We start from the raw sequence: 19,016 nt of genomic DNA on the forward strand, positions 1-19,016 counted from the left end.
GGAGGTACACGCATGGCCACCACGGGGGACCCCATCGACGGACGCCAGGCCGAGCAGGCGCTCGGCGCCGCGCACGCGGCTCAGGCCGCGGCGCGGGCGGCAGGCAGCACCCGCTCCCGCGGCCACACCCTCGGCCAGGGCCTGACCTGCGCCGTCGGCTTCACCACGCTGGGCCTGTCGGGCATCAGCTCGCAGTGGTCCGGCCGGCTCCTGACCGTCGGTGTGCTGAGCCTGGCCGCCTTCCTCGTCCTCGTCTGGCTGGGGGCCCATCACGGCGGTACGACCCCCTGGTTCGACCGGCGCCGCGAGGCCGACAAGCGGGCCTGGCTGCTCCCCCTCGCCCCGGTCGCCGTGGGCCTGGTGGCCGCCGTGCCGTACGGCGCCCCGGGCTGGCTCATCGGCTTCGGCCTCGCGAGCGGTGTCGAGTACCTGCTGCGCGCGACCCGGACGGGCACCGCATGACCGGCGAGCCCGGCGGTCCGCCTCCCGCCCTGGACCGCGAACTCCACCACCCCACCCGGCTGGCCCTCGCCGCCTACCTCTCCGCGTGCGGGGAGGCGGAGTTCGCCGTCCTGCGGGACTACTGCCAGGTGTCCGACTCGACGCTGAGCAAGACGCTCTCCGCCCTGGAGAAGACGGGCTACGTCAGCATCCGCAAGGGCTACCTGGGCAAGCGCCCGCGCACCTGGGCCGCGCTCACGCTCACCGGCCGGCGCGCGCTGGCGGGCCACCTGACGGCGCTGGAGGAGATCGCGTCGGCGGCCCGCAGGGCAGGAGCGGAGCCCGAAGGGGACCGGTCGGAGCCCGAAGAGGACTAGTTACTCCTCGTCGACCTCCTTCACCCCCCGGGCCCGGCCCGGCTCGGGCAGCTCGCCCAGTTCGGCGCGCACGAGCAGGACATCGCCGATGAACAGGTCGTAGATCAGGATCCCGATGGTCCCGCCGACCAGCGGCCCGACGATCGGGATCCACCAGTAGCCGCTGTACACACCGGACACGCTGCCCGGGAAGGCGTAACTCTGCCACCCTGCCGCATAGGTGAGCAGCCGCGGTCCGAAGTCACGGGCCGGGTTGATGGCGTACCCCGCGTTGGCGCCGTAGGACATGCCGATCGCGGCGACCACGAAGCCCACCAGCAGCGGGCCGAGGTTGGCTTTCACAGCCTGGTTGCGCAGGTCGATGAGGGCGGCGATCAGCATGAGCAGGAAGGCCGTACCGACGATCTGGTCGATCAACGGCCCCCAGACGCCGCCGTGGAAGTACGCGGCAGGGAAGGTCGCGAAGATGGAGAACGTGGCGTTGGTGCGCCCGTTCACCTTCGGCCCCGTCGCGGCTTGGTCGTAGGCGCTGATCGCGTTGTGGTACACGAGGTAGACCAGCGCCGCGCCCGCGAACGCGCCGACCACCTGCGACAACATGAACGGCAGGACCTTGGTCCAGGCGAACCCGCGGCGGATGGCCATCGCCAGCGTCACCGCCGGATTCAGGTGGGCACCGCTGACACCACCGGCGACGTAGACACCGAAGCAAACGGCGAACGCCCAGCCGAACGTGATCAGCAGCCAGTCGCCGGCCGCGAGGAAGATCGTCGTGGGGGTCGCCGCACGGCCCGAGCCGGGCAGTGCGGCCACCGCCGTCGCGACCACGCCGCAGCCGAAGGAGATGAGGACGAAGGTCCCGAGGAACTCCGCCATACACTCGCCCAGCAGGCCACCCCGGCGCCTGAGCCGGGAGGGCTTGATGAGCGGGGGGATTTCGACAGCCATTGAGGCCCCCTCGAAGAGAGCAGTACGGCCCGACATGACCATCTTGGCCCACAAATGCTCTTCACGCAGGGCGGCGCGATCTCCGGGACTGCCGCTGCAGATTTAAGCGTCGAGGTTGTCGGCGTAGTGCCGGAACCCGTGCCGGTCCCGGTGCATCCCCCACAGGGTGTCCGCGAGCACGGCGGGATCCTTGCGCACATGCCCGGGCGTGATGGCCCCGGGAATCACCAGCTGGGCGACATGGATCCCCTCCGGCGCGAGCCGGTCGTGCAGCAGATGCCCGTACGCGCTCTCGGCCGCGAAGGCGATGGACGTCCCGGCCCGCTCAGGGTGCGGCACGGCGGCCGTCCCGCCGTTCACGAACAGGATGGTCCCCCGCCCGAGCGCCCGCATACCCGGCAGCACCTGCTGCACGGCGGCCACCGGCCCGTACACCGAGAACTCGATCGGACCGAGCAGATCCCGGTGCCGGGTCTCCAGCACGGGCCTCATGAAATCCCGGTGCGGGACGGGGCTGTACTGCAGCACCTCGATGGTCCCGAGCACGCCGGCGGCGTCCTTCAGAGCCGCCACCAGCTGCTCCGGCCGACGCACGTCCGCGGCGAACCCTCGCGCGGCGACACCGTCGTCGGCGAGTTCGCCCACGAGGACCTGCAGCCGCTCCCTGTCCCGCGCGACGAGGGCGACGTCGTACCCCTCCCGCCCGAACCGACGAGCGACAGCGGCACCCAGCCCGGGCCCGGCGCCCACGATGGCCATAGTGCTCATGGACAAATCCTTGCCCCTGCAACGGCACACCACCACCCACGGCCGGCCGGCCCGGCACCCCGGTCTCAGCCCAGGCCAGTACCGTCGGCCTCTCGCCACCCCTGCCGGATCCGCTCCACCTGTACGGCGGTGACGGCCCGCACGGCGAACGCGCCGGCCACGGCGGCCCCGATGACGGCGGCGTCGGAGGCGAGCAGCGGCCACACCTCCGTGTACGCGCGGCCGATGATCTCATCGGTGGAGTCCTGATAGACGATCCCGACGCCGCCGAGCATGCCGATCAGCCAGAGCCCCCACCACACGTTGACGGAGACGGGCAGCTTCCGCCCCGGAGCGGTGGTCCGGTAGGCGTCGGCGACGATGCCCCGCGGGAACCACAGGTTGACGACGGGCACGAGCCACCCGAGGTAGACCCAGATCCCGGCGTACTTCGGCGCCCGCCCCGTGAGCACACGCGCGTTGTCCCGCACCCGCCACAGCCACGAGATGAAGAGCAGCGCACACAGGAACGCGGCGCCGCCCCCCACGCTGGTGACGAAGTGGTACGAGTTCTCCAGCGCGTTGAGCGGCCGGTGCACCCCGTCCCCCTGCTCCGGCGGCCCCGAGGCAGGCTCCCCGGCCACGGCCAGCCGCACCTCCCACACGGCCCGCACGGCCCAGGCGAGCCCCGCGAGCAGCAACGCCCCCGCGGTCAGCCGCCCGGACAGCTTGATGGGCCGCAGAGCAAGGGCCCGCGAGGGAGCGGCGGGCTCGACTATCTGTTCGTTCACCGCATCATCCTGACGGACACGGACAGCCACTTGCCAGGGACACGCCAGCCAGGAGGAGCGAGTCAGCGAACGCCCTCGTCCATGAGCACATACAGCAACCCGACAAGCGACGGGCACTCCACATCCCGTGCGGATGAACCCGCGCGCTTGATGTCGCTCAGGTCCTGACCGTCAGATACAGCCACCCGCCCCACGTGGTGACGTTGCTCTTGTCCGAGGCACTGCGCACATACTCCGTCCGCACCCGGAACCGCTTGTTCACCGCGTTGGTGAGGATCAGGTTCGTCGCCACGGTGCTGTTCGCGTCGAGGGAGAAGCAGTCCGATGTCGTCATCGTGTGCCAGGCGCTGCTGTAGTACTGCTGGGCCTGGAAGCGTTGGCACTGGCCGGACTTGTTCGGGGTCACCGTGGCTGCCACCTGGGGCTTGGCCGTGTGGTGGTAGACGCGGTAGGTCGTGGTGCCGTACTTCGTGGTGGTGTAGTAGCCGCCCAGCGACTGCGTGATCTTCACGCGAGTGTCGGCCGTGCGGGTCGCCGTCGTCGGTGCGTAGCGGTAGTCGCCCGCGAAGGAGGCCGTGAAGGTCGTGTTGCGGGCGGGCTTGTACGTCGCCGACAGGTTGCCCTTGCTGTCCACCGTGCCGGTCTTCAGCAGTGTCTTCTTGCCGCCGGCCGGCTGGGCGTAGAGGGAGACCGTGCGGCCGTTGTACGTCGTGCCCAGGTGGGCGGTGGCGGTGGCCGTCGCGCCGTAGGAGTACGTGGACGCGTTGGTGGTGAGGGAGAGGGTCGTCGTGGCGCGGGAGACCTGGACGATCGCGAAGGCCGTCGCCGGCTGGTGGGAGGCGTCTCCCGGGTAGCTCACCGTGTAGGTGTTGGCTCCGCCGATGGACGGCGTGTCCTTGACCGTGATCGTGCCGTCGGTCCCCACGGGCGCCGTCCACTTCACCGGCGTCGTCGTGTGAGCCGCGTCCGTGCGGGTCACGGTGACCGTCTCGCCGGTGGCGTAGGGGGCGTCGCCCAGCTTGCCGACGAAGGAGAACGCGGTGGCGCGCGTGGCCGTGCCGGGGGCCTTGAGGGTCAGGGCCGGGGTGTACGGGGAGACCTGCACCTCGGCGTCGGAGGTCGTCGGCTGGTGGGTGGCGTCGCCCGCGAAGGACAGGTGGTAGGTGAATCTGCCCGCGCGGTCCGGGGCATCGGTGACCGTGAACTCGGTCGTGGCCGGGTCCACCGTCGCCGACGGGAGCTGGGTGGTCTGCTGCGTGTCCTCGTTCGTCCTCGACACCTGGACCGTGGTGCCCTGAGGGAGGCTGCCGAGGTTCAGCTGGGTCGAGAGCGAGCCGGTGAAGGCCACCGAGTGCGGGGCCGCCGAGGCGAACTCCGGGAAGGGGATGGAGGTCGACAGGCGTGCCACCTGCACCGTCAGCGAGGCCTTCGCGGGGCGGTGCGTCGCGTCACCGGCGTACGTCACCTCGTACGTGTACGCGCCCTCGTCCGGCCTGGTGTCGCCGAGGGAGAACGAGCCGTCCTTGCCGACCACCGGAGCGTCGGGCAGTTCGGTGCCGTCGCGCGTGACCTTCAGGGTCGCACCGGCGGGGACGAAGCCGTTCGTGCTCAGCGATCCGGTGAGGGTGAACTGCTGGGTGGGGACGGCGTACTGGGACAGGCTCAGGGAGAGTTGGGTGTCCGTCAGCTTCGCTGTGTCCAGCGTGTTGAGGGTGTACGCGCCCGAGGAGTCCTGGGTGACCGCGTACAGGGTCACGCCGTCGGTTCCCCAGGCCAGGCCGTCCGGGGCCACCGTCCCGGCGTCGAACGTCACGTGGTTCTCGGCCAGATTGGAGCCTGCGTACAGGTAGACGCCCGCGTTCGAGCCCGCCGTGCTGCCGACCGCGATCGTCCCGTCGGCGTCGACCGCCAGCGAGTTCGGGTTCGAGTTCACGCCGCCGGCGTAGTAGACGGAGGGGCTCGCGAAGTCCAGGTCCGAGGCGCGGTAGGCCTGGAGGGCGGGCTGCTGGGGGGCCGCGAGCAGCACCTTCGCGCCGTCACCGGTGACCTGGAGCCCGCTCGCCGTGCCGCCGTGGACCAAGGTGTCCGCCTTGACCGACGGCGTTCCGGAGGAGACGTCGAACGTGGCCACGTGGCTGAGGTTCTGCTGCGGTTCCTCGGCCGCCAGGACCCCGCCGCCCGTCGTGAGGAGGGGGGCGACCGACCAGTGCGACATGGAGGGCTGAGGGGTAGCCGCAGCGTCGGTGGCGGACGGGTCCACCGAGCCGATCGCGCCCTTCGCGGCGGTCGCGTCGGCCGTGTCCGTGTATCCGTACCAGACCTTGCCGCCCGCCACCGCCACGGAGACCGGGGCGCTGCCCGTCCCCGTCGACCAGCGGGCGGTCTCGATGAGGGTCGACGTGTCGATGGCGGCCACCGCGTCGCCGTCCGCCAGGGCCGCGTAGAGCGTGCCGCCGTCGGGGGAGAGCGCCAGGCCGGTGGCGCCCTGCTCGTCCGCGAGGGTGGTGACGGGGGTGCCGGACAGGTCGGTCACCACGATGCCGGTCGAGCCCGCGCCCTGGCTGAAGAAGATGTGCCGGTGAGCGGTGTCGACCAGCAGGTGGGAGTAGTGCGACAGCGGCAGCGCCGCCGTGCTGTCGGCCCAGGCGGCGGAGCCGGTGAGGCCGACGGTGGCCATGGTCAGCCCGGCAACGACCGATATCGCGGTCGTGAGGGAGACCTGCTTGAGGCGCATGCTGCTCCTGGGAAGAGGGTGAAAACCAGCCAGCCGGACAATAGCTCCCGCGCATGACAGGGCTTATCCGGAGGGGTGCCTTCCCGTCATGACCTGGCAAAAAAGTGCCACCGGACAAACGGTGGGATGACGAAAGCAACCTGGCGAAAAGTCCGCGCTCGCTCACGCCTCCGAGAGGATGGGGATGAAGGCCAGGTTGGGCCACGGATAGAAGTCCGCGATGTCGCCCGACACCGAGGCGACGGCCTGCCCGGTGGCCACGGCGGTGAGGGCTTCCTGTCAGGTCGAGACCTGCGGGCCAGGGGGATGGGACAACACGAGGCCCCTGATCTGCCGCTCCTGTTTCTTGATCGAGTCGTTATCGGGCTCATCGTTGATGCCCGGACGGGCCGGGCGCAAGGTGGGGGCCGACACCGACGCGGATTCACGGGGGAAGACGCAGATGAGGAAGATCCTCAACACCGCCCACATCTACATGATCGTCGGGCTGGTCAGCGGCCTGTACTACCGGGAGCTGACCAAGGCGAAGGACTTCGAGGGCGACACCCAGCTCGCCGTCGTGCACACCCATGTACTGGCGCTCGGCATGCTGTTCTTCCTCGTCGTCCTGGCGCTGGAGAAGCAGTTCGCCCTGTCCTCCCAGCGGCTGTTCACCTGGTTCTTCTGGACCTACAACGCCGGCCTGGTGGTGACCGTCGGCACGATGACCCTGCACGGCACCCTGACGGTCCTCGGCCACTCCAGCTCGGACGCGATCGCCGGGATCGCCGGACTGGGCCATGTCCTGCTGACGGTGGGCCTGGTGCTGTTCTTCATCACGGCGGGCAAGTGCCTGCCGGGCGCCTCTCGACCGAAGGACGCCGAGGCCACCCGGTCGGAAGCCGCAGCCCCGTCAGCTTCTCCGGGTTCACCTGCGGGCGCGGATTCCTGATGCCGCCCTCGGCGTCCTTCGGCCGCGATCGCGGAGATGCCCTGGAGGATGGCGAGGACACCGTTCACCAGGAGGAGCACTCCCCCGAAGACGACCCCTCCCTCGGCCCAGCCGGTGTTCCCCGCCCGCGCCGGTCGGGTGTGCTGCGTCATGGCCGTACCTCCGCCGTCGTAGTCCCGAGTCGGTTGTACGTACGACGATCCGACCCACCCGGCCGGGAGACCACAGGGGCTGCTCCGTACGGGTGAGCCGGCGGGCCGGGGCGGAACGGCTCAGGCCATCCAGAAGAAGACGGCCGTCATCCGCTTCTCCGGCAGCTCCTTGCCGAAGTAACCGGTCGCGCTGTGCACGAGGTTGGCGTTGTAGAGGAGCAGGCGGTTGTACTTGTGGGGGACGCGGACGTCCTCCTCGAAGGCGTTCGGCGCCACGAACCGCGTCCCCAGGGCCTCGACGAGGTTGTTGTGCGGGGCCTGGACGACGTTGCCGCCGAGCCGGCCGCCGGGCAGGGACTGGCGGAAGAAGCTGGTGCCGCAGTCCTTGGGCACGTGCGGGTTGAGGTACAGGACGGCCGCGTACCGGCACAGCGCACGCGAGTCAGTGTGCGGGCGGGGCTCGCTCTCGCCCTCGCCGACCACCTGCACGCAGTTGTGGTTGAGGGTGCCGCCGCCGGGCGCCTGCTGCACCCACAGCTCCTTGGCCCCGGTGGCCTTCTTCACCAGCCGCTCGATGACCGCGAGTTCACCGGGTTCCAGGCCGGGCATCGCGCGCAGTCCGGGCCAGGTCTCCGAGGTGTACGGGTAGCCCTTGACCCAGTCGTCCTTGGCCAGACACCGCTCCCGTACGGCGTCGACGTCCGGCAGGACGTCGTCCAGGACCCAGTAGTCGCGGCCCTTGGTGGGCTTGCGGTAGGGCAGGACGGGAAGCGCGGCGGGCACCCTGGGGGGTGGCTGTGGGGGCATGCGGCGAATCTAGGCCTGCGTTTCCCCTGCCTTCTCCCGAGGAAAGGTCAACTGTTCCCGAGGAAGGGTCAACTGTTCCTGAGGAAGGTCAACGTTTGACCAACTGCGGCCGGGGTGACGGCCGGACGAAGGGGGCGATTCCGCGCTGTGGCGATTCTTTACCCGAAACCACCGACACAAATCGCCTCCGCATCCGTACTGCTGTGCGTCCGAACCGCCTGCAGGCGGGATCCATGGCCGGGCAGGAGGCACGGTGCGCTTTTCGCGGAACGCGACGGGAACTCTCTTCGTGGGCGGTGCAATGGCCCTGACCCTCGGCGCACTCGCCTACCCGGGCATGCTCGGCCTGAGCAAGGTCTCGACCGCCCCGGACCGTGTCATCGCCAACACCCAGTGGGGTCCCCTCACCGAGTCCGACCGGGACTTCGTGGTGAAGGTGCGGGCCGCCGGTCTGTGGGAGTACCCGGTGGGGCAGATCGGGCTGCAGAAGGGCACCACCAAGGGGGTCATCGAGGCCAGCAAGCACCTGGTCGACGGGCACTCCGCGCTGGACACCACGTGCCGCAAGATCGCGCCGATGCTGAACATCACGCTGCCCAACATCGCGAGCCCCCAGCAGGAGGGCTTCGTCAACACGCTGAAGTCGGAGAGCGGCAAGAAGTTCGACACCGACTTCGCCAACATCCTGCGGATGACGCACGGCTCGATCTTCAACACGGTGGCGAAGATCCGGTCCACGACCAAGAACTCGCTGGTGCGGGCCCTGGCCGACCAGGCCAACGACACCGTGCTCGACCACATCACGGTGATGGAGAAGACCGGTCTGGTCGACTTCGACCAGACCCTCTTCCAGCAGACCACCCCGCCGAAGCTGCCCGACTCCGACCTGACCCCGCCGCCCCCGCCGGCGGGCCAGCCCGAGGTGGTGCTCACCCCGCCGCCGAACGCGACGTCCACACCGGTGGACATCGACGGCCTCACCGCCGGCAACGGCGGCGGCGGGAACGCCGCACCCAGCCCGAGCCCGACCGTGGGCTAGCCCAGCCAGACCGTGGTGTCCGGCGGAAGGACGCCCGTCTCCGGGAGCGGGGTGGCGGCCAGCAGCACCTCGCCCGGAGGCAGTCGTACGGGCTCAGCGGTGAGGTTGGTGACACAGCGCCAGGTCTCGGTGCGGGCGAAGTCCAGCACCCCGGCCGGGGCGTCGGGCGTCCAGGTCAGCGTCTCGCCCTCCAACAGCTTGCGGCGCAGCCGGAGCGCGGTGCGGTACAGCTCCAGGGTCGAGCCCTCGGCACCCGCCTGGGCCTCGACGGCGTACGACGCGAAGGACGGTGGCTGCGGCAGCCAGGCGGCCCCGGACCCGAAGCCGTACGACGGTCCGGTCGTCGTCCACGGCAGCGGCACCCGGCACCCGTCGCGGCCCTTGCGGGCATGTCCCGTCTGCTCCCAGATCGGGTCCCGCAGCACCTCGGCGGGCAGGTCGGCGACCTCGGGCAGGCCGAGTTCCTCGCCCTGGTAGACGTACGCCGATCCGGGCAGCGCCAGCATCAGCAGGGTCGCGGCCCGGGCCCGGCGCAGGCCCGCCTCCTGGTCGAGCGCCGGAGCCGTGCCGCCGGACAGCAGCCAGGCGTTCTCGTCGGTGCCGGGCAGGAGCACGAGGCGTGAGGTGTGGCGGACGACGTCGTGGTTGGAGAGCACCCAGGTGGCACTGGCACCGGCGGCACGGGCCGTCGCCAGGGAGCCGGTGATGACCCGACGGAGTTCCTCCGCGCTCCAACCTGCCTGCAGATACTCGAAGTTGAAGGCCTGGCCGAGTTCGTCCGGGCGGGCGTACAGGGCGCGGCGGGCGTCCGGGACCCAGGCCTCGGCGACCGCGGTGCGGGGCGGGCTGTAGGCGTCGAAGATCTTGCGCCAGTCGCGGTAGATCTCGTGGACCTCGTCGCGGTCCCAGTAGGGGTGCGTGCCGGGCTCCACCCGCAGCAGGGCCTCCTCGCCCGTGGCGCCCAGGTCGCCCACGTCCCGCAGCGGTTCGGACAGGTCCTTGGCCAGACCGTGGGCGACGTCGACGCGGAAGCCGTCGACGCCCCGGTCGGACCAGAACCGCAGGGTGGTGCGGAAGTCGGCGCGGACCTCGTCGTTCGCCCAGTTCAGGTCGGGCTGTTCGGGGGCGAACAGGTGCAGGTACCAGTCGCCGTCGGGGACCCGCCGCCAGGCGCTGCCACCGAAGACCGACTGCCAGTCGGTGGGCGGGAGTTCACCACCCGCACCACGGCCGCGGCGGAAGACGTAGCGCTCGCGGGCCGCGGATCCGGGCCCTGCCCGCAGCGCCTCCTGGAACCAGGGGTGCTGGTGCGAGGTGTGGTTCGGGACGATGTCGACGACGACCTTCAGGCCGAGCCGGTGGGCCTCGGCGGCCATCGCGTCGAAGTCGTCCAGGGTGCCGAGACGCGGGTCCACGTCCCGGTGGTCGGCGACGTCGTAGCCGCCGTCGGCGAGTTCGGAGGGGTAGAAGGGGCTGAGCCACAGGGCGTCGACGCCCAGCGTGGCGAGATGGTCCAGGCGCTCGGTGACGCCCCTGAGGTCGCCGAGGCCGTCGCCGTCGGCGTCGGCGAAGCTGCGCGGATAGACCTGGTAGATGACGGCCTGGCGCCACCAGTCGGGATTCCTGGAGGAGAGGTCTGCCATACCCGAACTCTGTCCACCTTGCCCGGAAACGGAACCTCGGGTCGTCCCTGTGCCCGGCTGTGTGATCTTCAATACCTGGGCGGGTATGCGGCTTTGCAGCCGAATGGATCGCCGCCTACGGTGGGCGGGCCGTGGTGCTCGGGAAGTCGATGGAAGGTCGACGCGGCCCTCGCCACTGTGATCGGGGAGTTCCCGTTCCGTCCGGCAGCCGCCGGGCCACTGGTCCTACGACCGGGAAGGCAGGAACGACGAGCGCAACACCCGTAAGCCAGGAGACCGGCCACGGCACTCACGAGTTGATCCACGAGGTGCTGGAGCGTGAACCGGATGGCCGGGATGCCCGATGCTGCTGCTTTCCGCTGGCGACGCGAGGACACGATCAGGACGGCGGGGCTGCTGGCGGTCATCGCCGCGCTGCACGTCGTCGCCTTCGGTGTGCTCTTCCTGCTCGTCGCCCCCGAGCACTACCAGGTCGGCCGGGACGTCTTCGGCATCGGCCTCGGCGTCACCGCCTACACCCTCGGCATGCGGCACGCCTTCGACGCCGACCACATCGCCGCCATCGACAACACCACCCGCAAACTGATGGCCGACGGCAAGCGGCCGGTGTCGGTGGGCTTCTGGTTCGCGCTCGGCCACTCCAGCGTGGTGGTGCTGCTGGCCGCCCTGATCGCCGGCGGCACCCAGCTCGCGGGCCGGGTCATGAACGAGCACTCACGCACCCACCAGGTGCTCGGCTTCCTCGGTACGACGATCTCGGGCACGTTCCTCTACCTCATCGCCGCCCTCAACCTGGTCGCCCTGGCCGGCATCCTGAAGGTCTTCCGGGCGATGCGGGCGGGGACGTACGACGAGAGGGAACTCGAACAGCACCTGGATTCCCGGGGCTTCATGAACCGGCTCCTCGGCCGCCTCACCAAGTCGATCAGCCGCCCCGGCCAGATGTACCCGCTGGGCTTCCTCTTCGGGCTCGGCTTCGACACGGCCACCGAGGTCACGCTGATGGTCATGGCGGGCTCGGGAGCGGCGGCGGGCCTGCCCTGGTACGCGATCCTCTGTCTGCCCCTCCTCTTCGCCGCCGGAATGAGCCTGTTCGACACCCTCGACGGCACGTTCATGAACTTCGCCTACCAGTGGGCGTTCTCCAACCCCGTCCGCAAGGTCTTCTACAACCTCACCATCACCGGCCTGTCCATCGCCGTCGCCTTCTTCATCGGCACGATCGAGCTGGTCGGCGTCCTGCACGACAAGTTCGACCTGACCGACGCCGTCACCGGCTGGATCGCCGGGATCGACCTGGACAGCGTCGGCTACATCATCGTCGGCCTGTTCGTGGTGGTGTGGGCGGCGGCGCTGTCGTACTGGCGGATCGCCAGGGTGGAGGAGCGCTGGTCGAACCCGGCCGGCGCCGCCGCCTCGGACTAGGGCCTGGTGGCGTGTCGACGTTCGACCGTCTCCAGGTACAGCTTCACGTACCGGTCCACGTCCACCTCCAACGCCACGTCCACCAGGGCCTGTTCACGCGCGCCATGGTGGATCTCGGACTCGCCGTGGCGGGCGCGGCGGTCGACGATCGTCTGGCCCCGGGTCGGGCCCGGGGCCAGGGAGACCTCGACCGGCAGCAGGCGGGTGCCGATGCCGGCCGGGTCCGCGACCGCGCACACCGCGCCCGCGTCACCGAGGCCGCCGGCCGGGTCGTCGCCGTCGGGGTCGGGCGCGGACGGGCGGTGGGCCAGCAACTCGCCGGCCAGCCGGGTGCCCGGTTCCTTGCTCGCCCGCAGCCGCCGTACGTCCGCGCCCGGCACCACGACCCGGGTGAACACGTCGAGCCCGTACATCGTGATCGGCACCCCGGCGCCGAGCAGGATCGCCGCCGCCTCCGGGTCGTGCCAGACGTTGAACTCGGCGACCGGTGTGGCGTTCCCGGTGGCGACCGCGCCGCCCATGAACACGATCCGCTCGATGTTCCGGGTCACCTCCGGGTGCGTGCGCAGCAGGAGGGCGATGTTGGTGAGCGGTGCGGTCGGGATCAGGGTGACCGGGGTCGGGGAGGCCAGGATCTCGCGGTACAGCAGGGTCACGGCGTCCACGGCGGCGCGGCCGCGTCGGGGGGCGGGCAGGCCGAGGTCGCCCATCCCGTCCACGCCGTGCACATGCCGGGCCGAGCGGGCCGGCTCGATCAGCGGGCGCTCGGCGCCCCGCGCCACCGGGATGTCGGGGGCGCCCGCCTGCTCCAGCACGGTCAGGGTGTTGTGGACCACCCCGTCGACATCCGTGTTCCCGGCCACACAGGTCACCGCCCTGAGGTCCAGGCCCGGGTGGCGTACGGCGAACAGCAGGGCCAGGGCGTCGTCGACGCCGGTGTCGCAGTCGATGATCACGGGGATGGGATGACCGGTCACGGCGGGCTCCTTCCGTCGTACAGACCCTAGATCAGTTCCACAGCGCGGTGCCCCTTTCCGCCACCCGGTCGGCGATGCGCCGCAGCAGATCGGGCACGGGGAGGGCGCCGGGGCGGCGGCCGTCCCTCAGCCGTACGGCCGCGAGGCCCGCCTCGGCCTCCCGGTCGCCGATCACCGCCTGGTACGGGACCAGGCGGGCCGCCCGGACGCGGGCGCCGAGGGTGCCCTGCTCGGGGGCGGCCAGCTCGGCGCGCAGGCCCAGCGCGGCCGCCTCCCGGACCACCGCGGCCGCCCGCTCCACCTGCTCCTCGGCGACCGGCAGCACGGCCAGCTGCACCGGGGCCAGCCAGGCCGGGAAGGCCCCGCGGTGCGCCTCGACGAGATGGGCCACGGCCCGCTCCACGCTGCCGATGACGCTGCGGTGCACCATCACCGGCCGGTGCTTCGCGCCGTCGGCGCCGATGTAGTGCAGGTCGAAGCGGGCGGGCTGGTGGAAGTCGATCTGCACGGTGGACAGGGTGGACTCGCGGCCGGCCGGGTCCGCGATCTGCACGTCGATCTTGGGGCCGTAGAAGGCGGCCTCTCCCTCCGCCTCCTCGTACGCCACGCCGGACTCGGCCAGCACCTCCCTCAGCAGCGCGGTGGCCCGGCGCCACAGCTCCGGGTCGGCGACGTACTTACCGCCCTCGCCGGGCAGCGAGAGGCGGTGGCGTACGGCCTCGATGCCGAGGTCGGCGTAGGCGCGGGCGATCAGCTCCAGCGCCGACCGGGCCTCGTCGACGGCCTGCTCCAGGGTGCAGAAGATGTGGGCGTCGTTGAGCTGGATGGCGCGGACGCGGGTCAGGCCGCCGAGGACGCCGGACAGTTCGGCGCGGTACATGGTGCCCAACTCGGCGATGCGCAGCGGTAGTTCGCGGTAGCTGTGGGAGCGGGAGCGGTAGATGAGCGCGTGGTGGGGGCAGAGGCTGGGCCGCAGCACGACCTCCTCGGACTCCTCCGCGCCCAGCCTCATCGGCGGGTACATGTCGTCGCTGTAGTGGTCCCAGTGCCCGGAGATCTCGTACAGCTCGCGCTTGCCGAGCACGGGCGAGTACACGTGCCGGTAGCCGGCGGCGCGTTCCGCCTCCCGGATGTACTCCTCCAGGGTGTGCCGTACGACGGCCCCGTCCGGGAGCCAGTAGGGCAGGCCCGCGCCCATCAGCGGGTCGGTGTCGAACAGGTCGAGTGCACGGCCGAGGCGGCGGTGGTCGGGGAGGCGGTCGTTCACCGGGTCGGTGATCCGGTCGGTGATCTGGTCGGTCATCGGGGGGCTCCTCGGTGTGGGAGGCGAACACCCCGGTACATGCCGAAACCCCGGGGCGTTGGCCCCGGGGCTTCGGACTGGGTCAGGTGTCAGCGCGCCGGGACGGTCTCCGGCGTCGTCGTGCTGTGGGAGCACTGCTGGGAACACTGCTGGGCGCGCTGCATGGGACGACCGTAGTGGCGGCCCCGGCCGAAGGCCACGGATTTTCCCCGGGCCCCTCACCCGGACGGCCCGGAGCGCTGGTGGGCGGGTCGTGGCGATGGTGCCGTGAGAGGAGGCACCTCCACCCCCACCTGCCCCGCCAGGGAGGCACCCCAGATGACCGCCGCCATACGCCCGCACGTCCTCCCTCTCGCCGCGCTCGCCACCGGCCTTCTCGCCCTCACCGGCTGCGCGGCCCTCGGCCTGGAACGCCCGCCGTCCGCGCACCAGCCCCTCCCCACCGTGGACAAGCCCTCCCCCGCGGCGAAGCCCTCGCCCCGGGCCGACGGATCCACGCTCACCGACGACCAGGCCCGGGCCGCGCTCATCACGGAGACCGACCTCGGCGCCCCCTGGTCCGCGACGCGCGGGGCGGCCACCTGGCGCGACGCCCTGCTGAAGGCGTCCACCACGGCCGGGGAGTGCCAGCACCTGCTCGACGCCCTCTACACCGACGAACTCCTCGGCGCCCCCGCCCGGGTCGCCGTGGGTCTCGACGACGCCGACACCGACGCCCAGCTCCGCTACCAGATCGGCGCCCGCCGCCCGTCGGACGTCGACGCCGCGCTGAAGTGGCTGCAGACGATGCCGGTCCAGTGCGCCCGGTTCACGGCCACCGCGGAGAACGGCCTGGTCGAGGACGTCCAGGTCGAGGACGCCCCGCTGCCGGAGGTCGGGGACGTGCGCCAGGGTCTGCACGTCACCGTCGCCACCACGACGTCCGACGAGCAGGATGTCTACCTCACGATTGACCTGGCCGCCGTCCGCATCGGCGAGGACGCCTTCGCCCTCACCAACGCCGGCCTGGGCGACGTCCCGAACGACGCGACCCAACTGGCCGTCCAGATGGGCGCGCTACGCCTGGCGGACGTACGGAAGCAGGGGCGGGCCGAGGTGTGAGGAGGCCTGTGGCTCATCGGCCGCTGCTCACAGCGGCGGCTGTGCCGGGGCCGGGCCCAGGGTCGTGGTGCCGGGGGCCGTGCGGTGGCCGAGGCCGGTGCGGTAGGCGTCCAGGGCCGCTTCTACGCGGCCGGTGCGGCGCAGGAGGTCGCCGAGGAGGCGGCACAGGTCGGCCAGGTCGCCGGCCGCGCCGGCGCGTTCCAGGAGGCTGAGGGCGCGGACGTAGTGCTCCTCGGCGGCCTCGGTGTCGCGGGCGTCCTCGGCGATGATGCCGAGGAGGCGGTGTGCGGCGGCGGCGTGGACGGCGCCGCGTTCGGAGGAGAGGTCGCCGAGGACGCCGTTGAGGAGGTCGGCGGCTTCGGTGGACTTGCCGCGGCGGTGGAGGACGTCGGCGAGTTCGACGGCGGCCTGGCTGCGGTAGAGGGCGGCCCGGGTCTGGGCGAGCATGGTGAGCGCCTGGCGCAGCTCGGCCTCGGCCCGGTCCAGGTCGCCGTTCTGGGCGCAGACGTAGCCGCGCATCCAGTGGCAGTTGGCGAGTTCGGTACGCAGCTGGAGCTGGCGGTACAGCTCGGCCGCCTTGGCGAGGGAGGCGTCGGCCTCGGCGATCCGGCCCTCGGCGAGCAGGGTGCGGGCGACCTGGCGGTGCATCCGGGCGATGAGTGCCGGGTCGGCGGCCTGCGGGGCCAGGGCCAGCGCGAACTCGGCGGCCTGGGCGGCGCGGGCGTGGGCGCCCATGTCCATGTAGGGGCCGATGGCGCTGGCGTAGAGGAGCAGCAGGGCGTCGGGGTCGTGCAGGCCGCCGCGGTTGAGTTCGTCGAGGGTGGATTCCAGGAGGTAGACGGCGTAGCGGAGTTCGCCGGCGAGGTAGTGGGCGATCGCGCGGCCGCGGACGGCCGGGACACGGCTGGGGAGGGTCTCCTCCGCGAGGCGGTGCTCGGCCTGCTCGAAGTGGTCGCGGGCCTGGGTCAGCTCGCCCGTTTCCAGGGCGCATTCGCCCAGTCCCAGCAGGGCGGTGGCCTGCTCGGTGGTCAGGCCGTGCGTCTCCGCCTCCGCGAGCAGCGCCGTGTACTCGCCGGCCGCCTCCTCCGCCTTGCCGTCGGCGAGGGTGCGCTGGGCCTCCGTGAGCCGCAGCCGGAGGGCGGTGGCGAGGTGGGCGGGCCGGCCTACGGCCAGCTCCTCGAAGGCGACGCCGAGGCGGTCCGCGATGTGCCGCAGCGCCTCGTCGGAGGCGCGGACCCGGCCCGCCTCCAGGGTGGAGATGTAGGCGGGTGTGTACGCCGGTTCCGCCAACTGGCGTTGTGTCAGGCCGCGTTCGGTGCGCAATTGCTGTACGCGCCGGCCGACGACCTCCGGATCGTCCCGTTCCCGCATCTGCGGCACCCCCAACTCCCCTGGGACCCCTTGCCGTTCGGCTCCGACAGCCTCTAGGTTAAACGGCGGATTAAGCATGCTTAACACGTCGCTGTTGTTGCGAGGTCGCCGTGCTCGGTCGTACTTCTACCCCTTACGAACGCCCCACCGCACGGTACTTGAGGGGGGTGGCCGCGGCCGTCCTCGCCGTAGCGGCCCTGATCACGGCGGCGAACGCGGGCCCGGCGCGGGCGGCGGACCAGACACAGCAGGCGGCACCGGTACAGCGCGGCTAGGGCCCTTCTAATTGCGGGTCCGCTTCTCGATTTTCCGCTGTACGTGGACGATCGCGGTGCGCGCGGCTTCGAGCCTGATGCCCTGCACCCGGGCGAGAGCAAGGTGGTCGTCCAGCAGGCTCTCGTCCACGGCGAGCCTGTCGGCGTGGTTCTGCGGCAGCGCGTTCGCCCGGTAGCCCTCCAGCTCCGCGACGACCACGCCGAACGGCAGGTCCGGGGAGCGCTGTTCGGCGATCCTGAGCCTGCTGACCACGTCGACCAGCTCACGCAGCTCGGCCGTGACGCCCTCGACGGCCGTCGTGAGCGACAGCCGGTTCAGCACGAGGAGCGCATCGCTCGCCGTGTCGTAGTCGGGCTGGTGCCACTGGACGGTCTGGTCGCGGCGACGGTGGTTGACGACGAGCCAGGTGCTGACGACCAGGGCGACGAGGGCGATCACCGCCCCCCAGGTCCAGGAGGAGAAGAAATCGCTGGCGCCGGGAGAAGAGCTGGAAGAAGAAAGGGGCAGCATGGTGTTGTCCTTCCTGAGGATGGGTGCTCACCAGATCGCCTCTTCCACAGGGTCTGGTGAGCGTCGGTGTTCTCCACACCGGTGCATGGTGTGTTCCGGCCGCGGCCTCGGGCTCTCGCACAGTCCGGGGCCGCGGTGTTCTAGAGGGTGCGGCGGCCGCGCATCATCGGCGGGTACAGCAGGTCCGCCGTGCCCCGGCGGAACAGGGCAGGCGGCTTCCCGGGCCCTGACCTGCGCACCTTGTCGGTCTTGAGCACGAAACCCTGGGTCTCGTCCACGACCTTGCGGTGGAAGTTCCCCGGGTTGAGCTCGTAGCCCCACACGGCCTCGTAGACCTTACGCAGGTCAGTGATGGTGAAGAGGTCGTCGCAGAAGGCGGTCGCGACGGTGGTGTGTTCCAGCCGGGTCCGGGTGTGTTCGAGCCCGTGCCGGAGGATCTCGCCGTGGTCGAAGGCGAGGCTGCTGTTGGGGCCCCACAGCGATTCCTCGACCTCGACCCAGTCGGCCTCGCGGGCGTCGCTCGCGCCGGTCACCTCCGGCGGATCCGGCATGACCGCCAGAAAGGCGGTCGAGATGATCCGGCCCCGGGGGTCACGCTCCGGGCGCGAGTACGTGTGCAGTTGTTCCAGCCGGATCCCGGAGCCGTTCAGCCCGGTCTCCTCCCGGAGTTCCCGCTTCGCCGTGTCCTCCAGGGACTCTCCCGGCCGGACGAACCCGCCGGGCAGGGCGAGCATCCCGCGATACGGCTTCTTGCCGCGCCGCACGAGAAGGACCCGCAGTTGTTCCGAGCGGATCGTGAAGATCACGATGTCGGCCGTCGGCTGCGCCGCGACCCGTGGCCGCCTGACCGGAGCGGGTCCCGGATCGCTCCCGGCGATAATCTCCACCAAGCGGCGCGCATCGACAACGGTTCCCTCCGGGACCGCGATGGGCAGGTCCTTCGGCGGCTCCGCGTAGTAGACGGCCATGCCGCGTTCGTGGACGCATCCCAGTTCGTACGCGGTGGTGCGGCCGATGTATCCGCCGGGATTCACGACGTACACCAGGTCCGAGGTGAAGATCTTCTCCAGGGTCGCCGCCTGGAGGTCGTGGTCCGAGGACTCCGGAGGGTCGGACTCGAAGCGCACGAACTCATGCCCGTGGTTGACGATCCGGCAGATCGGCGGGCTCTTCACGGTCAGTCCGGCGTCCGCGAAGGTCCGGGCGGCCGCCAGGACTTCGGGGTAGTGCTGCCGGAAGCTCCCGATGAGAGCGACGGAGCCCTTGGTGGAGATACGCATAACGGGACTGTGCCAGTCGAACACCGCTGATCCGAACTCCCGATAGTGCCTGCCTGACAAGAACCCGGGTGTCGTCCGAGGTGAGAGTGGGTTTCCCGACAACGTGTCAGAATGAAAAGAACTAGGGCCGGTTGCTGGCTCGGCAACCGACGCCGCTCGTCAC

General features: G+C 71.0%; 17 protein-coding genes and 1 riboswitch. Of the genes, 6 read left to right on the plus strand and 11 right to left on the minus strand.

Annotation, left to right across the window (positions count from 1 at the left end; translation table 11 throughout):
• Positions 1-12 precede the first annotated feature (12 nt).
• Positions 13-462 carry a hypothetical protein gene (locus tag BEK98_RS09430; protein WP_094215956.1) on the plus strand — a complete coding sequence of 150 codons (450 nt, stop codon included), beginning with the start codon at positions 13-15 and terminating at the stop codon, positions 460-462.
• Positions 459-818, plus strand: coding sequence for a winged helix-turn-helix domain-containing protein (locus BEK98_RS09435; protein WP_094215957.1), 360 nt, complete (start codon positions 459-461; stop codon positions 816-818). Before BEK98_RS09430 ends, BEK98_RS09435 begins: the two co-directional genes overlap by 4 nt.
• Here the strand turns inward: BEK98_RS09435 and BEK98_RS09440 are convergent, their stop codons facing one another.
• The 4 genes from BEK98_RS09440 to BEK98_RS09455 form a co-directional block, all read right to left on the minus strand.
• Positions 819-1,766: an MIP/aquaporin family protein gene (locus BEK98_RS09440; protein ID WP_094215958.1), complete on the minus strand. Its 948-nt coding sequence runs from the start codon at positions 1,764-1,766 to the stop codon at positions 819-821.
• Between the two features lie 102 nt (positions 1,767-1,868).
• The gene (locus tag BEK98_RS09445) at positions 1,869-2,534 is read right to left on the minus strand and encodes an SDR family NAD(P)-dependent oxidoreductase (RefSeq protein WP_094215959.1); all 666 of its coding nucleotides are present in this window, start codon (positions 2,532-2,534) and stop codon (positions 1,869-1,871) included.
• Positions 2,535-2,599: 65 nt separating this feature from the next.
• On the minus strand, positions 2,600-3,304 hold the full coding sequence (locus BEK98_RS09450; protein ID WP_094215960.1) for a DUF4328 domain-containing protein: 705 nt from the start codon (positions 3,302-3,304) through the stop codon (positions 2,600-2,602).
• Positions 3,305-3,461: 157 nt separating this feature from the next.
• The gene (locus tag BEK98_RS09455) at positions 3,462-6,038 is read right to left on the minus strand and encodes a hypothetical protein (RefSeq protein ID WP_094215961.1); all 2,577 of its coding nucleotides are present in this window, start codon (positions 6,036-6,038) and stop codon (positions 3,462-3,464) included.
• A gap of 442 nt (positions 6,039-6,480) precedes the next feature.
• Here BEK98_RS09455 and BEK98_RS09460 point away from each other — a divergent pair, with 442 nt between their 5' ends.
• A complete protein-coding gene (locus BEK98_RS09460; protein WP_094215962.1) occupies positions 6,481-6,969 on the plus strand; it encodes a DUF2871 domain-containing protein in 489 nt (162 codons plus the stop codon).
• Between the two features lie 272 nt (positions 6,970-7,241).
• On the opposite strand, the gene BEK98_RS09470 is transcribed toward BEK98_RS09460, so the two are convergent.
• A complete protein-coding gene (locus BEK98_RS09470) occupies positions 7,242-7,928 on the minus strand; it encodes a DUF6445 family protein (RefSeq protein ID WP_094215963.1) in 687 nt (228 codons plus the stop codon).
• Between the two features lie 289 nt (positions 7,929-8,217).
• On the opposite strand from BEK98_RS09470, the gene BEK98_RS09475 reads away from it, so the two are divergent.
• Positions 8,218-8,967: a DUF4142 domain-containing protein gene (locus BEK98_RS09475; protein ID WP_094215964.1), complete on the plus strand. Its 750-nt coding sequence runs from the start codon at positions 8,218-8,220 to the stop codon at positions 8,965-8,967.
• Here BEK98_RS09475 and BEK98_RS09480 read toward each other — a convergent pair.
• Positions 8,964-10,610 carry a glycoside hydrolase family 13 protein gene (locus BEK98_RS09480; RefSeq protein WP_094215965.1) on the minus strand — a complete coding sequence of 549 codons (1,647 nt, stop codon included), beginning with the start codon at positions 10,608-10,610 and terminating at the stop codon, positions 8,964-8,966. The genes BEK98_RS09475 and BEK98_RS09480 overlap by 4 nt on opposite strands.
• Before the next feature lie 115 nt (positions 10,611-10,725).
• Positions 10,726-10,909: riboswitch (cobalamin riboswitch) on the plus strand.
• A gap of 28 nt (positions 10,910-10,937) precedes the next feature.
• Between BEK98_RS09480 and nicT the strand changes: the two genes are divergently transcribed.
• The gene (gene nicT, locus BEK98_RS09485) at positions 10,938-12,035 is read left to right on the plus strand and encodes a Nickel transporter NicT (protein ID WP_101374084.1); all 1,098 of its coding nucleotides are present in this window, start codon (positions 10,938-10,940) and stop codon (positions 12,033-12,035) included.
• Here the strand turns inward: nicT and BEK98_RS09490 are convergent.
• Positions 12,032-13,012 carry a nucleoside hydrolase gene (locus BEK98_RS09490; protein ID WP_094215966.1) on the minus strand — a complete coding sequence of 327 codons (981 nt, stop codon included), beginning with the start codon at positions 13,010-13,012 and terminating at the stop codon, positions 12,032-12,034. The two genes, nicT and BEK98_RS09490, sit on opposite strands and share 4 nt — an antisense overlap.
• Positions 13,013-13,043: 31 nt before the next feature.
• Complete coding sequence (gene thrS / locus BEK98_RS09495; RefSeq protein ID WP_094215967.1) at positions 13,044-14,315, minus strand: threonine--tRNA ligase; 1,272 nt, start codon at positions 14,313-14,315, stop codon at positions 13,044-13,046.
• 318 nt (positions 14,316-14,633) lie between these two features.
• Between thrS and BEK98_RS09500 the strand changes: the two genes are divergently transcribed.
• A complete protein-coding gene (locus BEK98_RS09500) occupies positions 14,634-15,416 on the plus strand; it encodes a hypothetical protein (protein WP_094215968.1) in 783 nt (260 codons plus the stop codon).
• Between the two features lie 27 nt (positions 15,417-15,443).
• On the opposite strand, the gene BEK98_RS09505 is transcribed toward BEK98_RS09500, so the two are convergent.
• From BEK98_RS09505 to BEK98_RS51090, 3 genes are all read right to left on the minus strand, one after another.
• A complete protein-coding gene (locus BEK98_RS09505; protein WP_094216009.1) occupies positions 15,444-16,787 on the minus strand; it encodes a helix-turn-helix domain-containing protein in 1,344 nt (447 codons plus the stop codon).
• Positions 16,788-17,069: 282 nt separating this feature from the next.
• Positions 17,070-17,573 (minus strand): hypothetical protein, encoded by a 504-nt coding sequence (locus BEK98_RS09510; protein ID WP_143684097.1) that lies wholly within the window; start codon positions 17,571-17,573, stop codon positions 17,070-17,072.
• Positions 17,574-17,713: 140 nt separating this feature from the next.
• On the minus strand, positions 17,714-18,853 hold the full coding sequence (locus BEK98_RS51090) for an NUDIX hydrolase (RefSeq protein ID WP_341868959.1): 1,140 nt from the start codon (positions 18,851-18,853) through the stop codon (positions 17,714-17,716).
• Positions 18,854-19,016: the final 163 nt, after the last annotated feature.

Origin of the sequence: Streptomyces diastatochromogenes (assembly GCF_002242805.1) — a bacterium.
Lineage (GTDB): Bacteria > Actinomycetota > Actinomycetes > Streptomycetales > Streptomycetaceae > Streptomyces > Streptomyces diastatochromogenes.

Excerpts from the sequence above, each read along its gene's own strand:
- BEK98_RS09430 (WP_094215956.1), top strand. The coding sequence starts at position 13 with ATGGCCACCACGGGGGACCCCATCGACGGACGCCAGGCCGAGCAGGCG.
- BEK98_RS09435 (WP_094215957.1), top strand. The coding sequence starts at position 459 with ATGACCGGCGAGCCCGGCGGTCCGCCTCCCGCCCTGGACCGCGAACTC.
- BEK98_RS09440 (WP_094215958.1), bottom strand. The coding sequence starts at position 1,766 with ATGGCTGTCGAAATCCCCCCGCTCATCAAGCCCTCCCGGCTCAGGCGC.
- BEK98_RS09445 (WP_094215959.1), bottom strand. The coding sequence starts at position 2,534 with ATGAGCACTATGGCCATCGTGGGCGCCGGGCCCGGGCTGGGTGCCGCT.
- BEK98_RS09455 (WP_094215961.1), bottom strand. The coding sequence starts at position 6,038 with ATGCGCCTCAAGCAGGTCTCCCTCACGACCGCGATATCGGTCGTTGCC.
- BEK98_RS09460 (WP_094215962.1), top strand. The coding sequence starts at position 6,481 with ATGAGGAAGATCCTCAACACCGCCCACATCTACATGATCGTCGGGCTG.
- BEK98_RS09470 (WP_094215963.1), bottom strand. The coding sequence starts at position 7,928 with ATGCCCCCACAGCCACCCCCCAGGGTGCCCGCCGCGCTTCCCGTCCTG.
- BEK98_RS09480 (WP_094215965.1), bottom strand. The coding sequence starts at position 10,610 with ATGGCAGACCTCTCCTCCAGGAATCCCGACTGGTGGCGCCAGGCCGTC.
- nicT (WP_101374084.1), top strand. The coding sequence starts at position 10,938 with ATGGCCGGGATGCCCGATGCTGCTGCTTTCCGCTGGCGACGCGAGGAC.
- thrS (WP_094215967.1), bottom strand. The coding sequence starts at position 14,315 with ATGACCGACCAGATCACCGACCGGATCACCGACCCGGTGAACGACCGC.
- BEK98_RS09500 (WP_094215968.1), top strand. The coding sequence starts at position 14,634 with ATGACCGCCGCCATACGCCCGCACGTCCTCCCTCTCGCCGCGCTCGCC.
- BEK98_RS09505 (WP_094216009.1), bottom strand. The coding sequence starts at position 16,787 with ATGCGGGAACGGGACGATCCGGAGGTCGTCGGCCGGCGCGTACAGCAA.
- BEK98_RS09510 (WP_143684097.1), bottom strand. The coding sequence starts at position 17,573 with ATGCTGCCCCTTTCTTCTTCCAGCTCTTCTCCCGGCGCCAGCGATTTC.
- BEK98_RS51090 (WP_341868959.1), bottom strand. The coding sequence starts at position 18,853 with ATGCGTATCTCCACCAAGGGCTCCGTCGCTCTCATCGGGAGCTTCCGG.